Source organism: Collimonas silvisoli (assembly GCF_018305005.1).
Taxonomy (GTDB): Bacteria; Pseudomonadota; Gammaproteobacteria; order Burkholderiales; family Burkholderiaceae_D; genus Collimonas; species Collimonas silvisoli.
Window position 1 is genome coordinate 38,022 of sequence record NZ_JAGQEG010000013.1, and the last position, 14,333, is coordinate 52,354.

The 14,333-nt window shown below is 55.8% G+C and carries 16 protein-coding genes; 1 reads left to right on the forward strand and 15 read right to left on the reverse strand.

Features of this window, described 5'->3' with window-relative positions:
• Nucleotides 1–128 precede the first annotated feature (128 nt).
• Together rpsI and rplM are read right to left on the reverse strand one after the other, a co-directional pair.
• The gene (rpsI, locus tag KHU33_RS05100) at nucleotides 129–521 is read right to left on the reverse strand and encodes a 30S ribosomal protein S9 (RefSeq protein ID WP_061534642.1); all 393 of its coding nucleotides are present in this window, start codon (nucleotides 519–521) and stop codon (nucleotides 129–131) included.
• A 9-nt stretch (nucleotides 522–530) separates the two neighbouring features.
• Nucleotides 531–959 carry a 50S ribosomal protein L13 gene (rplM, locus tag KHU33_RS05105; RefSeq protein ID WP_211461428.1) on the reverse strand — a complete coding sequence of 143 codons (429 nt, stop codon included), beginning with the start codon at nucleotides 957–959 and terminating at the stop codon, nucleotides 531–533.
• A 515-nt stretch (nucleotides 960–1,474) separates the two neighbouring features.
• On the opposite strand from rplM, the gene KHU33_RS05110 reads away from it, so the two are divergent.
• A complete protein-coding gene (locus KHU33_RS05110) occupies nucleotides 1,475–1,918 on the forward strand; it encodes an OsmC family protein (RefSeq protein ID WP_211461429.1) in 444 nt (147 codons plus the stop codon).
• An 8-nt stretch (nucleotides 1,919–1,926) separates the two neighbouring features.
• Here KHU33_RS05110 and coq7 read toward each other — a convergent pair whose 3' ends face one another.
• The 13 genes from coq7 to KHU33_RS05175 form a co-directional block, all read right to left on the reverse strand.
• Complete coding sequence (gene coq7 / locus KHU33_RS05115; RefSeq protein ID WP_211461430.1) at nucleotides 1,927–2,553, reverse strand: 2-polyprenyl-3-methyl-6-methoxy-1,4-benzoquinone monooxygenase; 627 nt, start codon at nucleotides 2,551–2,553, stop codon at nucleotides 1,927–1,929.
• Between the two features lie 49 nt (nucleotides 2,554–2,602).
• Complete coding sequence (locus tag KHU33_RS05120; RefSeq protein ID WP_211461431.1) at nucleotides 2,603–3,448, reverse strand: DUF3025 domain-containing protein; 846 nt, start codon at nucleotides 3,446–3,448, stop codon at nucleotides 2,603–2,605.
• Nucleotides 3,449–3,480: 32 nt separating this feature from the next.
• The gene (gene cobA, locus KHU33_RS05125) at nucleotides 3,481–4,263 is read right to left on the reverse strand and encodes a uroporphyrinogen-III C-methyltransferase (protein WP_211461432.1); all 783 of its coding nucleotides are present in this window, start codon (nucleotides 4,261–4,263) and stop codon (nucleotides 3,481–3,483) included.
• A 16-nt stretch (nucleotides 4,264–4,279) separates the two neighbouring features.
• Nucleotides 4,280–5,107, reverse strand: coding sequence for an ABC transporter ATP-binding protein (locus KHU33_RS05130; RefSeq protein ID WP_407928245.1), 828 nt, complete (start codon nucleotides 5,105–5,107; stop codon nucleotides 4,280–4,282).
• Nucleotides 5,108–5,126: 19 nt separating this feature from the next.
• Entirely contained in the window at nucleotides 5,127–5,924 is a 798-nt protein-coding gene (gene ntrB / locus KHU33_RS05135; RefSeq protein WP_407928246.1) for a nitrate ABC transporter permease, read from the reverse strand.
• Between the two features lie 168 nt (nucleotides 5,925–6,092).
• A complete protein-coding gene (locus tag KHU33_RS05140) occupies nucleotides 6,093–7,367 on the reverse strand; it encodes a CmpA/NrtA family ABC transporter substrate-binding protein (RefSeq protein ID WP_211461434.1) in 1,275 nt (424 codons plus the stop codon).
• 283 nt (nucleotides 7,368–7,650) lie between these two features.
• Nucleotides 7,651–8,271: an ANTAR domain-containing response regulator gene (locus tag KHU33_RS05145; RefSeq protein ID WP_211461435.1), complete on the reverse strand. Its 621-nt coding sequence runs from the start codon at nucleotides 8,269–8,271 to the stop codon at nucleotides 7,651–7,653.
• 152 nt (nucleotides 8,272–8,423) lie between these two features.
• A complete protein-coding gene (pyrC, locus tag KHU33_RS05150; protein ID WP_211461436.1) occupies nucleotides 8,424–9,458 on the reverse strand; it encodes a dihydroorotase in 1,035 nt (344 codons plus the stop codon).
• 309 nt (nucleotides 9,459–9,767) lie between these two features.
• A complete protein-coding gene (locus KHU33_RS05155; RefSeq protein ID WP_211461437.1) occupies nucleotides 9,768–10,493 on the reverse strand; it encodes an amino acid ABC transporter ATP-binding protein in 726 nt (241 codons plus the stop codon).
• A gap of 72 nt (nucleotides 10,494–10,565) precedes the next feature.
• Nucleotides 10,566–11,261: an amino acid ABC transporter permease gene (locus KHU33_RS05160; protein ID WP_211461438.1), complete on the reverse strand. Its 696-nt coding sequence runs from the start codon at nucleotides 11,259–11,261 to the stop codon at nucleotides 10,566–10,568.
• Nucleotides 11,262–11,263: 2 nt separating this feature from the next.
• Entirely contained in the window at nucleotides 11,264–12,016 is a 753-nt protein-coding gene (locus KHU33_RS05165; protein ID WP_211461439.1) for an amino acid ABC transporter permease, read from the reverse strand.
• 136 nt (nucleotides 12,017–12,152) lie between these two features.
• On the reverse strand, nucleotides 12,153–13,100 hold the full coding sequence (locus KHU33_RS05170; RefSeq protein ID WP_211461440.1) for an amino acid ABC transporter substrate-binding protein: 948 nt from the start codon (nucleotides 13,098–13,100) through the stop codon (nucleotides 12,153–12,155).
• A 156-nt stretch (nucleotides 13,101–13,256) separates the two neighbouring features.
• The gene (locus tag KHU33_RS05175) at nucleotides 13,257–14,114 is read right to left on the reverse strand and encodes an amino acid ABC transporter substrate-binding protein (protein WP_211461459.1); all 858 of its coding nucleotides are present in this window, start codon (nucleotides 14,112–14,114) and stop codon (nucleotides 13,257–13,259) included.
• Between the last annotated feature and the right edge of the window lie 219 nt (nucleotides 14,115–14,333).

Genomic DNA, 14,333 nt, shown 5'->3' on the forward strand with positions numbered 1-14,333 from the left:
ATCACAAGCGCCGTAGCGCTTTGCCAATGTTACGTTTTCATAAAGAGACGCAACCAAGGAGACGCAACAAATGACAAAAAGCCGCCAGGCGCGAACCTGGCGGCTTTTCGATATTCTGAAAGCGTAGATTAGCGCTTGGAGAATTGTTTTGCGCGACGTGCCTTGCGCAAACCGACCTTCTTACGTTCAACTTCACGTGCATCACGTGTAACGAAGCCGGCTTTCGACAGTTCCGATTTCAACGTTGCATCGTAGTCGATCAGAGCACGAGTGATGCCGTGGCGAACTGCACCAGCCTGGCCGGACTCGCCGCCGCCGCTGACATTGACCTTGATGTCGAAAGTTTCGACATGGTTAGTCAGTTCCAGTGGTTGACGAATCACCATCAGACCGGTTTCGCGCGAAAAGTATTCATTCGCTGGCTTGCCGTTGACGACGATTTGGCCGGAGCCGGACTTGATGAAGACGCGAGCCACTGCACTCTTGCGACGGCCGGTTCCGTAATTGTAGTTACCGATCATGTCTGTTCCTTAGATTTCGAGTGCTTTAGGTTGCTGCGCAGTGTGCGGATGGCTGCCATCTGCATACACTTTGAGCTTCTTGATCATGGCGTAGCCAAGCGGACCCTTAGGCAGCATGCCCTTGACCGCTTTTTCCAGCGCACGACCTGGAAAACGCTGTTGCATTTTCAGGAAATTTGTTTCGTAGATGCCGCCTGGATAACCGGAGTGACGGAAGTACGTCTTGTCGGTTGCCTTGGCGCCAGTGACGCGCAGTTTGCCTGCATTGATGACGACGATGAAATCGCCGGTATCAACGTGAGGAGTAAATTCCGGTTTGTGTTTGCCGCGCAGTCGGAGTGCCACTTCGCTGGCAACACGTCCGAGGACTTTGTCCGTCGCGTCAATCACGAACCAATCACGCTGGACTTCATGGCCCTTAGCGGAAAAAGTTTTCATGTTGACTTCCTAACTAGTTTAATTCGCTCAAATGGTGGTTCCATCGCTATCGGAAACCAGGCTGTTACACCTGATCCTCGTCCTGCATCAGCGACAGACTCTTCCTTGTTATCTTTTCCTGAGCAAACGGAAAAGCCGTAAATTATAGCTTTTTCAATGACTTGGCGTCAAACAGATTGAATAAAATTACCATTTACGCTAGGAATTGTTGTAAATGCCGCTGTAAATGCAATCGCGTCGGTCATGCGGATAAAAGAAAACCCGAACTGCGCTTGGGCATCGGGTTTAAATCCACTCCAATGGAGGGGTGGAGGAGACATAACGCTAATTGCCGACAATCAATCCGGCAATCAAATTAATCTTAGCAAACGGAATTGTGCGTCGCAAGGCAAGAAACCGAGGTTTTCACCCAAAAATATGCCTTGAATTTTCCTTCAGCCAACGAAATCCAGGCTAAACCACATCCGCCAAGAGCAGTTAGAATATTGCGACACAATCACTTCCCACGGGATCATATGGAATGCACAGTTCGCTGGACCGGCTTGTCCGGCATGACGTTTTTAGCTGAAACCGGCTCCGGCCATGTATTGGCGATGGATGGCGCACCGGAGGGCGGCGGCCGCAATCTGGCGCCGCGGCCGATGGAAGTGGTGCTGGCCGGCACCGGCGGCTGCACCGCGTATGACGTGGTGCTGATCTTGCGCAAAAGCCGTCAGGATGTCCGCGGCTGCGACGTCACGCTGAAATCGGAACGGGCGGAGACAGAACCAAAGGTATTCACCAAGATTCACTTCCATTTCACCGTGCGCGGCCGCAATCTGAAGCCTAATCTGGTGGAGCGCGCCATCAAGCTGTCGCATGAAAAATACTGCTCGGCCTCGATCATGCTGGAAAAAACCGCCGAGATCACCCATTCCTTCGAAATCGTCGACGACCTGGCGGAAACCGCCGCCGACTAACTTTAGCTTTAGATATGGTAGGCGACTGTTGTCATCACTTTCGACATCGCCTGCATCACCCTTTGCACCGGGCGCGGCATTTCAGCCGCCCCCAATGCCCGCGCCGCCTCGCCGTGGGCGACTTCATCGTCGCGCATCTGCTCGACGATGGCGCGCGACTTGGCGTCTTGCAACGGCAATTTTTCCAGATGGCTGCTTAAATGCGCTTCGACCTGGCGCTCGGTTTCCGATACAAAACTCAGGCTGCGCACATCGCCCAGGCGCGCCGCCAACGTTCCCAGCGCATAGGAGCCGGCGTACCACAGCGGATTCAGGAGGCTGACGTGCGAACCCAGCTCACGCAAGCGTTCCGCAGTCCAGGCCAGATGATCTTCCTCTTCCCTGCCCGCTTCGGCAAATTGCTGTTTGATCGCCTCGCCTTGGGCGAAGCGGCCTTGGGCGTCATATAGCGCCTGCGCGCAGACTTCGCCGACGTGATTGACCCGCATCAGGCCAGCGCTGTGGCGCTGCTCGGCGGCATCCAGCACGCCGTCGGCTGCCTGCAACGCCGGATTCGGCCGGGATGCGGCGGCTTGTCCAGTGATCACTCGCAAGGCGTTGTCGAAATCGGCGATGGCTTTGTCTATGAATGGCATGTGAAGAGTCATTTATGGTGGGAAGTGATTGAATTTTATCAGGCTGGCATCAGTTACTGCGCTTTGGCCGAAACACTGCGGCGTCCGCATAAAAAGCCTGGCCCTGATCACCGCTCCAGCCTGGCACCCCCAACACCGGTAATGGCGTCAGACGTCCGATCAACGCGTCTTGCTGCGCCAGATCGCTAGCCACATGCCGGTCGATCCAGTCGCTCTTGGCTTCATCTGCCAATCCAAAATAAGACTCTGGAACGCTGATCACCAAAGTATGTGCAGTGATCGCCTTATAGGGCTGCACCAGTTTTTCCAGCAAGGCGTGGCCGAACAGCCAGACTTCGGCATCGCGGGCAAACATATGGCCTTGTTCGATAAACACTTGCTGCCATTGGTGCTGGCGCAAGGCGCCGATCAGCGCATGCCCGGCGGCATTGTCCGGCACCAAAAGCAGCGCCGCATTTTCATCAAAGATGGTGGCGGCGTCGCGCGCCGCGCCGCGCGGTTTGCTGCTGCCGGAGAGCGTGCCGGCCTTGGCCAGTTCGGCGGCTTGCAGTGCGTTCAGGCGCGCCTTGATGGCGGGGAATGACAACCAGATCAGCGCATTCAGGAAATCGTGGAGATTATCGCGGGTCGGCACCTTGCCGCTGCTGCCGATGAATGCTTCGTAGGCAGTCGCTGCCGGCAGTTCGGCTTGCGCCACAAAGCTGATCGGCAAACCCAGATAGTTGCGGATGGCGCGCTCTTGCGCGACTGCATTCAAGGCTTGCCGCCAGTCGCCGGCAGCAGTCAATCGCTGGCCGAGAGCGTGAAAAGGCTTGAGCCAGGGTTGCGACCAATCGATGGCTGCTGGCAAAGATGCGGACGCATCGGGAAAATGGGGAGCGACAGGAGTAGACATTTACCGCGCATTTTACCCCGCGCGCAGGCAACTCAGCCCAATGCCCGCCGCAAATTGTCCAGCCCGATCTCAGCGAAGGCGTCGGCGCAACGCACCACTTCGCCGATGACGATAATGCTGGGGCTGCCAAGGCCGCTGTCATGCAAAGCTTGCGGCAGCTGGTCCAGGCTGGTCAGCAGTTGCGCTTGCGTGTTCAAGGTCGCCGACTGGATCACCGCGACCGGCATAGTTCCGGCCATGCCCGCCGCCAGCAGACTCTGCTGCAACTGTGCACAACGCGCAACACCCATGTACACCACCAGCGTCAGGCCGCTTGCCGCCAACGCCGTCCAGTTCGGCTGCGCGCTTTCGCTCTTGCCATGGCCGGTGACGAAAATCACGCCCTGGCTATAGTCGCGATGGGTAGCCGCGATGCCGATGCTGGCCGCAGCTGCCATGCCGCTGGTAATCCCCGGCACCACCTCGACCGTCACTCCTTGCTGGCGCAAATGGGCGCGCTCTTCGCCGCCGCGGCCGAACAGATAGGGATCGCCGCCTTTCAGACGGACTACGCAATGACCTGCCTGCGCCTCCACCGCCATCAGGCGTTCGATGAATTCTTGCGAAGTCGATTGGCAGCCGCCGCGCTTGCCGACATGGATCACGCGTGCGCTATCTCGCGCATGCGCCAGCACCTCGGGATTGACCAGATCGTCCACCAGCAACACATCGGCCTGAGCGATCGCCTTGACGGCCTTCAACGTCAGCAAATCCGGATCACCGGGTCCGGCGCCTACCAGCATCACTTTGCCTGCTTGCTTCACGACTTGTTTCATGTTCATGCTCCTGCCATCAAGCCGCTTGCGCGACCGGATGGGCTTGTTTGCGATACAGGAATTCCAGCACCGAGGTCCGGTACTCGGCATACAACGGGTCCTGCGCCAGAGCCACACGTTCGCGCGGCCGGGCCAGCCGTACCTGCACGATGTCGCCGATGGTGGCGGCGGGACCGTTAGTCATCATCACGATGCGGTCGGACAACAGCACCGCTTCGTCAACATCGTGCGTCACCATCACCACCGTCGATGCAGTCTTGGCGACAATCTTCAGCAACTCGTCCTGCAAGTGAGCGCGGGTCAAGGCGTCCAGTGCGCCGAACGGTTCGTCCATCAGCAATACTTTAGGTTCCATCGCCAAGGCGCGGGCAATGCCGACCCGTTGTTTCATGCCGCCGGAAATTTCATGCGGACGCTTTTGTCCGGCCGCTGTCAGCCCTACCATCGCCAAAGCAGCCTTGGTACGCTCCTTCAAGGCGCTCTTGTTTTCGGTCGCCGCAAACACACGCTCCACACCAAGATAGATATTTTCGTGGCAGGTCAGCCAAGGCAGCAGCGAATGGTTTTGGAACACCACCGCGCGTTCAGGCGACGGGCCGCCGATTTCGCGGTTGGCGCAGATCAGCACGCCGTCGCTCGGCAGCAGCAGGCCGGCGATCAGATTCAACAGGGTCGATTTGCCGCAACCGGAATGGCCGATCAAGGTCACGAACTCGCCCTTGCGCACGGTCAGGTTGATATCGCGCAGCGCATGAAACTGGCCTTTGCTGGTGTTGAACACCATTTCGGCTTGATGGATATCGATGAATCTGGCGTCGCGTTGTTCCATGTTTTTCTCCGTCATGACTTGCTCCGGCACTGACTTAATTCGAAACCTGTTCGTAGGTAAATGTCTTGGCCAGCGCCACCAGCAATTGCTCCAGCAGCAGGCCGACCACGCCGATCACCACAATCGCGATGATGATGTGCGGCACGTTGAGGTTGTTCCATTCATCCCAGACCCAGAAGCCGATACCGACGCCGCCGGTCAACATTTCAGCGGCGACAATCACCAGCCAGGCAGTGCCGATTGCCAGCCGCACCCCAGTCAGCATGTACGGCAATACCGACGGCAACAGAATCTTGGTGATGATTTTCCATTCCGACAGATTCAGCACGCGCGCCACGTTCATGTAATCCTGCGGCACTCGCTGCACGCCGACAGCGGTGTTGATGATCATGGGCCAGATCGAACAGATGAAGATAGACCAGATCGCTGCCGGATTGGCAGACTTGAACACCAGCAAGCCGATCGGCAGCCAGGCCAGCGGCGATACCGGTTTCAGCAAACTGATGATGGGGCCGAACATGCTGGACAGGAATTTGACGCGGCCGATCATGAATCCCAACGGAATCCCAATCACCGCCGCCAGGCCGAAACCGACGGCGACACGTTGCAGCGAAGCCAGGATGTTCCAGCCTATGCCCTGGTCGTTAGGACTGGTCCGGTAGAACGGATCGGCAAACAGTTTGAGCGCTTCCTGCAAGGTCAGCATCGGCGTCGGGAACTGGCTGTTGTTCATCGCGATGATCTGCCAGATCAGCACCAGGAACGCCAGGCCGAGCAGCGGCGCAATGATTTGCATCAGCCAGGACGGCATGCTGCTGCGACGGCTGCTCATTTTCGGCGATGGCCGGAGTGTGACGACAGCGGCTTCAGGAACGGCTTCGGCCATCACGCTATTCATCGTTGCCGCTTGCCGATTTTCATTTGCCGCTATGTCCATGATTGCGCTCATATTTACTCCCGAATAAATCGCGGTTCTAGGTTTTGCCTGGCCTGGATTTATTTATGCGTGGATCTTGAAAGACGCCGCATAGGCTTGCGGATTCTTGCCGTCCCACACGGTGCCATCCATCAATTTCGAAGTCCGCAGCACGTCTTTCGGCACTGGAGTCTTCGTCATCGCCGCCGCATCTTTGTAGAGATCGATCTGGCTGACGGATTTGGCTACCGCCAGATAGTCAGGATCGGATTTCAGCAAACCCCAGCGCCGGTGCTGCGTCATGAACCACATGCCGTCGGACAGATAGGGGAAATTCACCAGGCCGTCGTTGTAGAATTTCATGTAATTCGGATCGTCCCAGGTCTTGCCCAGGCCGTTCTGATAGCGCCCCATGATACGTTGGTCGATCACATCCTTGCTGGTGTTGACATAGGATTTGTCGGCGATCGCTTCGGCCATCTTGTTCTTGTTGGCGAGCGAGGCGTCTATCCATTTTCCTGCCTCCAGCACAGCAGCAATCAGCGCACGGCAGGTGTTCGGATTCTTGGCGGCAAATTCGGCGGTGGTGCCGAGCACTTTTTCCGGATGATCCTTCCAGATTTCCTGCGTGGTAATCGCGGTAATGCCGACACCGTCGACAATCGCCCGATGGCCCCACGGCTCGCCGACGCAAAAGCCATCCATATTGCCGACCCGCATATTGGCCACCATCTGCGGCGGCGGCACCGTGATCACCTTGGCGTCCTTGAGCGGATTGACGCCGTTGGCGGCCAGCCAGTAATACAGCCACATGGCGTGGGTACCGGTCGGGAAGGTCTGGGCGAAAGTGTATTCACGCTTGTCGCTGGCCATCAGTTTGGCTAATGAAGGCCCATCCACCGCGCCCTTGTCGGCCAGCTTCTTGGAGAGAGTAATCGCCTGGCCGTTATTGTTGAGTCCCATCAGGATGGCCATGTCCTTTTTCTGGCCGCCGATGCCCATCTGCACGCCGTAGATCAAGCCCGACAAGACATGCGCGGCGTCCAGTTCGCCATTGGCCAGTTTGTCGCGCACGCCGGCCCATGAAGCTTCCTTGCTGAGGATAATCTTAATGCCGTATTTTTTATCGAAGCCGAGCAGCGACGCCATCACTACCGATGCGCAATCCGTCAAAGGAATGAAGCCGATCTTGACCTCGGTTTTTTCCGGCTTGTCCGAGCCTGCGGCCCATACACCCGTGCTTGATAGTCCCAACATGCTGGCTCCTGCCGCGAGAGTCGCGGTTTGTAGTATTTGGCGGCGCTTGCCGTCGACAAGCGCGTTCGGCACGTCTAGCGGCAGTGCATTTTTTGTTTCCATCGCATGGCTCCACATTGTTTCGGCAACAAAAAAGGCGTCGTCCCGCCATGAACGAGTCATGCGGAAAGACACCTTTGTCTTATGTGGAAAAGACCGCCGTTAGTCGATTCCAGCGGCGCCAGCGTTGGCGCTTGAAATTAACTATGCAAACCACGTGCCAGGATTTTTTATCAGATAGCGCTTGTTTTTCGCTCAAAAAGCGCACCTGTCTTGTGCATTGCACCAAACATGCACGCAGCAACCGGGCATTTTTATTTCCGTTAAGAACTTATGCGGGACTGATTCAGCCCAGTAAATCGGCGGCGTCGATAATGCGCTGCGCTACCTCGGACAATTTCAGGTTCTTGTCCATCGCCAGCCGGCGCAGCTTTTGATAAGCCTCCTGCTCGCTCAGCTTGTGGTGCTCCATCAGCAAGCCCTTGGCCCGTTCCAGCAGCTTGCGCTCAGCCAGCTTCAACTTGGTGTCTGATAACTCAGCCAACAGCTTTTGCTCTTGCCGGAAGCGCGCCAGCGCTACCTCCAGCACCGGCTTGATACGCGCCGTCTGCAGCCCCGCCACGATGTACGCGGAGACGCCGGCCGCCATTGCGGCTTCCATGCTGGAGGTTTTTGCGTCTTCGGTAAACAGGACGATGGGGCGGCGCGCATCGCGGGTCGCCACCACCACGTGCTCCAGTACATCGCGGGCGTCGGATTCGGCGTCGACGATGATCATGTCGGGTTGCAATTGCGCAATCCGCTCGGGCAGATATAAATCGGCCGGTAGCGAAGCGATGATGTTGTAGCCGGCCTCCAGCAAACCGATGCGCAAAGCCTTGCCGCGCGCGGCCTGGGCCTCGAACGCAGGATCGTCGTCGCCATCGATGGCGACCGGATTGACAACAACGATACGTAGACTTTGCATGCTTGAAACCCGTGTCCGAAGACGATTCAGTGAGCTACGGTTAGACAGGATGGAAAGATAATTTATCCATCCTTGTCCAGCATACAAGCAAAAATCGCACCATGACGATGCGAAAGGGAGATAACGGTGCGCTTACATTGCCTTATTTAGCCTTACGCCATCTGCCAATCTATCGTCTCGCCGCCGTTCAGCGGCACCAGGGTGGCGTCTCCCAGCGGCAGTTCAGCCGGCAAGATCCACGACTGCCGTTTCAATGTGATGCTGCCCTGATTGCGCGGCAGATTGTAGAAGGCGGGACCGTTAAAGCTGGCGAATGCTTCCAGCCGATCCAGCGCTCCCGCCTGGTCAAAGGCTTGCGCATACAATTCCATCGCGTGCAGCGCGGTATAGCAGCCGGCGCAACCGCAGGCGTGCTCTTTCAAACCCTTGGGATGCGGCGCCGAATCGGTGCCGAGAAAGAATCGGGTGCTGCCGGAAGTCGCCGCGCGCACCAGCGCCTGGCGGTGCTCTTCCCGCTTCAATACCGGCAGGCAGTAGTAATGCGGCCGGATTCCGCCCTTGAAGATTTCGTTGCGGTTATATAGCAAATGATGGGCGGTGACGGTAGCGGCTACCGGTCCCTCGGCGCTCTCGACATACTGGGCCGCCTCTTTGGTGGTGATATGTTCAAACACCACTTTCAGTTCCGGCATGTCGCGTCGCAGCGGTTGCATCACGCGCTCGATGAAGACCGCTTCGCGATCGAAAATATCGATCGCCGGATCGGTCACTTCGCCATGCACCAGGAACGGCATGCCGAGCTGCTGCATGGTTTCCAGCGTCTTGTAGCACTTGCTGAGGTCGGTCACGCCGGCGTCGGAATTGGTGGTGGCTCCTGCCGGGTACAGTTTTACCGCGTGGACGAAACCGCTATCCTTGGCGCGCCGGATTTCGTCGGGCGGCGTATTGTTGGTCAGATACAAGGTCATCAACGGTTCGAACGCCAGCCCCGACGGCAACGCAGCCAGGATGCGATCGCGGTAGGCCGCTGCCTGCGCAACGGTGGTCACCGGCGGCTTCAGGTTCGGCATCACGATGGCGCGGGCGAACTGGCGCGCACTGTGCGGCAAGACGCTGGCAAGCGCCACGCCATCGCGCAGATGCAAGTGCCAGTCGTCGGGGCGGGTAATGGTCAAGGTGTCGGTCATGTTCATTCTCTTGTGCAAAAAATCGTTCCAGCATGGCTGCCGGATTATTCGGGAAATGGCGCGCGGTCGTATGGTGCTCGATCAATCGCCAGGTCGGGATTGAATTTCAGGCTGCGCAGATAGGGTTTGGTGGCAAGCATGGTGCGGCAGGGTTCTGAGATTTACCATTTTACCGCAGCCGTGAGCGAGACTTTAGCTGGCGTAGGTGTTTTCCGGCTGGCAGGCACCGCCGCAGCGATCAAGCCAGCAATAAAAAAGCCGCCTGGATATGATCCAAAGCGGCTTCTTGTCTTGCGAAAAGCGCAGCAATCAGTGAATGATTTTCGCCAGGAAATCGCGGGCGCGGTCGGAACGCGGTGCACCGAAGAATTCTTCCTTCTTGCAATCCTCGACGACCAGGCCCTTGTCCATGAATACCACGCGATTGGCAACTTTCTTGGCGAAGCCCATTTCATGCGTCACCACCATCATGGTCATGCCTTCTTGCGCCAGGCCAACCATCACGTCCAGCACTTCATTGATCATTTCCGGATCGAGCGCCGAAGTCGGCTCATCGAACAGCATCGCAATCGGGTCCATCGAGAGCGCGCGGGCAATCGCCACGCGTTGCTGCTGACCGCCGGACAACTGGCCTGGGAACTTGTCTTTCTGTGCAATCAGGCCGACGCGGTCCAGATACTTCAAACCTTTTTCGTTTGCTTCATCCTGGCTGCGCCCCAGCACCTTGACTTGACCGATGGTCAGGTTTTCGCGGATCGACATATGCGGAAACAGTTCAAAGTTCTGGAACACCATGCCGATGCGCGCGCGCAGTTTCGACAGATTGGTCTTGGGATCGCCGACCGAGATGCCGTCGACAGTGATGTCGCCCTTCTGGAACGGCTCCAGGCCGTTGACGGTCTTGATCAATGTCGATTTACCCGAACCCGACGGGCCGCACACCACCACCACGTCGCCCTTGGCCACTTGCGTAGTGCAATCGGTCAGGACTTGAAATTGGCCGTACCACTTGCTGACGTTATTAAGCTTAATCATGAGTATTTCTCCTAATTCCTGAATTCTGTTTTGCAGGCCATGCCTTGTCCTCCGAGGACAAGGCATGGTCCGTTATCGAATAATCGCAACCCGTAGTTGCAGCTTCTTGACCAGCGACGACAAACCGAAGCTCATCACGAAGTACACCACGGCGACAAACATATACATTTCCACCAGACGGCCGTCACGTTGCGCGATCTTCGATGCGACGGTGACGAAGTCGGGTACCGATCCCAACACATAGACCAGCGAGACGTCCTGGAACAGCACGATGGTTTGCGTCAGCAGAATCGGAATCATGTTGCGGAACGCTTGCGGCAGCACCACATTGCCCATCATTTGCCAGTAATTCATGCCCAGCGCATAGCCGGCAGAAACCTGGCCGCGCGGAATCGACTGGATCCCGGAACGCATGATTTCGCAATAATAAGCGGCTTCAAACATAATGAAGGTGACCAACGCCGATGAGAAAGCGCCGACCTGAATCGGCTGCGACGCTCCGATAACCCAGGCGCCGATATACGGCACCAGGAAGTAGAACCAGAAAATCACCAGCACCAGCGGCACCGAGCGTATCAGGTTGACATAGCTGGTGGCGACGAGGGAAATCGCCTTGCTGTGCGACAGACGCATCATCGCCAGCAAAGTGCCGAACAGAATGCCGCCGATCATTGCCACCACGGTCAGCGTCAGCGTGAACTTCATGCCTGTTGTGAACAGGTAGAACCAGGAACGGTGGATGACGTCAAAATCGAAATTCGAAAACATGATTAATGCCCTCCCGCGTTGGCACTGCCGGCGGCAATAAATCCTGGAATCGCGATCACTTTTTCAAGCCAGCGCGCCAGCAACAAGGCAATTCCCGAAATGATCACGTAGATTACCGTGGCGCCAGTCAAGGCTTCGAAAGTCTGGAAGGTGAATTCACGCATCGAGTAGGTTGCGGCGGTCAGTTCCACCAGGCCAATCGTCAGTGCGACCGAGCTGTTCTTGATGATTGCTGCAAATTCGTTGGTCAGCGCAGGGACGATGATCCGGAACGACATCGGCAACAATACGTAGCGATATGTTTGTGGCAACGTCAGACCAAGTGCAGTACCCGCCAGCTTTTGGCCACGAGGGAGTGCATTAATGCCAGCGGAGACTTGTACAGCGATCCGCGACGACGTAAAAAAACCCAGCGCCAGGAAGGCGGTGATAAATGATGCGTTCGGCAGGCTCTTGAGCCAGCCGCCAATGCTGACAGGGACGATTTCCGGCATCACGAAATACCAGAGAAACATCTGCACGATCAGCGGGATATTACGAAATAATTCAACGTAACCATTGGCCAGGCGGACCGCCCATTTGTTCGGCATGGTGCGAATCGTACCGATCACCGTGCCAATGATCAGCGCCATGATCCAGGCCCCTGCGGACAGCGCAAGCGTCCACTTCAGACCGGTCAGCAAGGTGTCCAAATAAGTGCTGACACCGTCGGGAGACTCTTGCCAGAAGATGCCCCAGTTCCAGTTGTAATGCATATTAAGTCCCCTCTATTACTCTCTGCCCCATTGCTGCTGCCTGTATCCAGCGCACGAATTGTGCGCCGCAGCAATTCAATTCCAGATACAAAACGGGAGGCTTGCGCCCCCCATTCCTGTCTTTACGTTGCCAATCTTATTTTTTCTTCAAAGATTGTTTTTGTGCTTCAGGCACGGCAGCGTAAGCAGCCGGATCGCCCGAATCGGTCGGATTGGCAAATGCAGCCTTCAGTTGCGGGCTGACAGGCACGTTCAGGTTGATACCCTTTGGCGGAATTGGCTTCAAGAACCATTTTGCATAGATATCATTGATCTGGCCCGATTTGTACACATTGCCCAATGCCGTGTCGACCGCCTTCTTGAAAGCTGGATCGTCTTTACGTTCAATGATGCCGTACGGCTCAACCGACAGCGCTTCCGACGTGATCACGTAATCGTTCGGCGCTCTTGAGCTTGCAGCCAGCGATGCCAGCAGGATGTCATCCATCGCAAACGCTACGGCGCGGCCGGTTTCGACCATCAGGAAAGCTTCGGCATGGTCCTTGGCAGCCAGGATATTCATGCCCAGATTGCGCTCGCCGTTGAGGATGGTGATCTGCTTCAGGTTCGAAGTACCGGAAGTCGAGACAACGGTCTTGCCCTTCAGATCATCCAGCGTCTTGATGTTGGACGATTTTTTAGCCAGCAAACGGTTCGCTGTCACGTACATGGTCGGCGCAAAGGAAACAACCTTTTGGCGCTCTGCATTGTTGGTGGCGGAATCGCAGGACAGGTCGATCGTGCCATTGGAGATCAGCGGAATACGGGTAGCCGAAGTCACCGGCACCATCTTGACGTTCAAAGCGGTCATGCCGAGTTGCTTCTGAATGGCGGTCGCAGCTTTCAGGCACAAATCGATGGAATAACCTTGATAGGATTGTTTGTCATCAAGGTAAGAAAATGGGATGGAAGAATCGCGTACACCCAGGGTAATGGTGCCAGTATCTTTGATTTTTTTGAGTGTTCCAGTCAGTTCTTGTGCTTGCACGGAGCCAACCAGCACTCCCAAGCCAAGCAAAGCCGCAACTAATTTTGATGACATCATAGCAACTCCTGTAAAAAAATTATCTGTATAGTTTAACAAACTCACTGCCTCAGCAGCAGACTTAAACTCATGCTTATTTATTATTCTCACCTCTTCTCCAAAAATACCGGTCGCCACCTTTGTATAAATCGATAATTACAGCCAATTTCTTTACTTTTAGTTGCCAACCTGATCCGACGGAAAGCGCAATGACTCCCTGAAAAGATAGCCCATCGGCATGTTCAACGTAAGATTATTTTTTGCCGGAATCGGACTCAGGAACCACTTGGTGTACAACTTATAGATTTCGCCGTCGTGAATAATGCGCCCCATTTCACGGTCAACCACTGCCTTGTATGCCGCATCATCCTTAGGCAGCATGATGGCGTACGGTTCAGTGGTCAACGGTTCACCAACCACGGCATACGCCGCCGGATCCTTGGCGGTAGCCTTCAATCCATAGAGCAGCACATCGTCCATCACAAAGGCATCGGCAGCCTTGTCCTCCACCATCTTGAATGATTCGTTGTGATCGCGTCCTTCCAGCACGGTCATATTCAGCGAGCGGACCTGACCGCGGTCTATCAGCGATTTCACGCTGGTCGTGCCTTTGGTGGTCACCACTTTTTTGTCGCGCAGATCCGGCCAGTTTTTTATGTTGTCTGCGACCCGGACCAACATGCGCGACGACGCCATGAAATGCGCAATGGTAAAACTGACCTTCTTGCGCCGCTCCGCATTATTGGTGGTTGAACCACATTCCAGATCGACCTTCCCGCTTGCAATCATATCGATGCGATTGGAAGAGCTCACTGGAACATAGGCGATATTCAATTGCTGCAGTTTCAATTGCTGCTTCACCGCATCGGCTATCTTGAGACACAGATCGACTGCATAGCCAACCGGTTTTTTATCCTGATCCAAAAAAGAGAATGGAAATGACGCTTCGCGATAACCAATCGTGATGGTCTTGCTATTGCGTATTTTTGCCAGTGCGTCTTCTGCATGGGCAGTTGCCGCTGCGGCACTCAGCATCAATGCTAACGCCACAGCCAAGCCTGAATTACGCCGCGCGGCCGCATTATTGCGACCCTGGCCGCCTTTACCTTCCTTAGTTGCCACTTCACTCTCCTGTTGATTTGCGCTGTCGATATATTTTTTATGCAATGAATATGCTTAATGCAATATTCAAGCCAGCTGTTTTTCTGCCTGCGCGACTACTGTCGCATTCCTCTTATGAAGACAAATCCCCGA

Coding starts and splice junctions, on each gene's coding strand:
- rplM (WP_211461428.1), bottom strand. CDS start 959: ATGAAAACTTTTTCCGCTAAGGGCCATGAAGTCCAGCGTGATTGGTTC.
- pyrC (WP_211461436.1), bottom strand. CDS start 9,458: ATGACCGACACCTTGACCATTACCCGCCCCGACGACTGGCACTTGCAT.
- rpsI (WP_061534642.1), bottom strand. CDS start 521: ATGATCGGTAACTACAATTACGGAACCGGCCGTCGCAAGAGTGCAGTG.
- KHU33_RS05110 (WP_211461429.1), top strand. CDS start 1,475: ATGGAATGCACAGTTCGCTGGACCGGCTTGTCCGGCATGACGTTTTTA.
- KHU33_RS05155 (WP_211461437.1), bottom strand. CDS start 10,493: ATGATTAAGCTTAATAACGTCAGCAAGTGGTACGGCCAATTTCAAGTC.
- KHU33_RS05160 (WP_211461438.1), bottom strand. CDS start 11,261: ATGTTTTCGAATTTCGATTTTGACGTCATCCACCGTTCCTGGTTCTAC.
- KHU33_RS05145 (WP_211461435.1), bottom strand. CDS start 8,271: ATGCAAAGTCTACGTATCGTTGTTGTCAATCCGGTCGCCATCGATGGC.
- KHU33_RS05175 (WP_211461459.1), bottom strand. CDS start 14,114: ATGCTGAGTGCCGCAGCGGCAACTGCCCATGCAGAAGACGCACTGGCA.
- KHU33_RS05120 (WP_211461431.1), bottom strand. CDS start 3,448: ATGTCTACTCCTGTCGCTCCCCATTTTCCCGATGCGTCCGCATCTTTG.
- cobA (WP_211461432.1), bottom strand. CDS start 4,263: ATGAAACAAGTCGTGAAGCAAGCAGGCAAAGTGATGCTGGTAGGCGCC.
- ntrB (WP_407928246.1), bottom strand. CDS start 5,924: ATGAGCAGCCGTCGCAGCAGCATGCCGTCCTGGCTGATGCAAATCATT.
- KHU33_RS05170 (WP_211461440.1), bottom strand. CDS start 13,100: ATGATGTCATCAAAATTAGTTGCGGCTTTGCTTGGCTTGGGAGTGCTG.
- coq7 (WP_211461430.1), bottom strand. CDS start 2,553: ATGCCATTCATAGACAAAGCCATCGCCGATTTCGACAACGCCTTGCGA.
- KHU33_RS05165 (WP_211461439.1), bottom strand. CDS start 12,016: ATGCATTACAACTGGAACTGGGGCATCTTCTGGCAAGAGTCTCCCGAC.
- KHU33_RS05140 (WP_211461434.1), bottom strand. CDS start 7,367: ATGGAAACAAAAAATGCACTGCCGCTAGACGTGCCGAACGCGCTTGTC.
- KHU33_RS05130 (WP_407928245.1), bottom strand. CDS start 5,107: ATGACGGAGAAAAACATGGAACAACGCGACGCCAGATTCATCGATATC.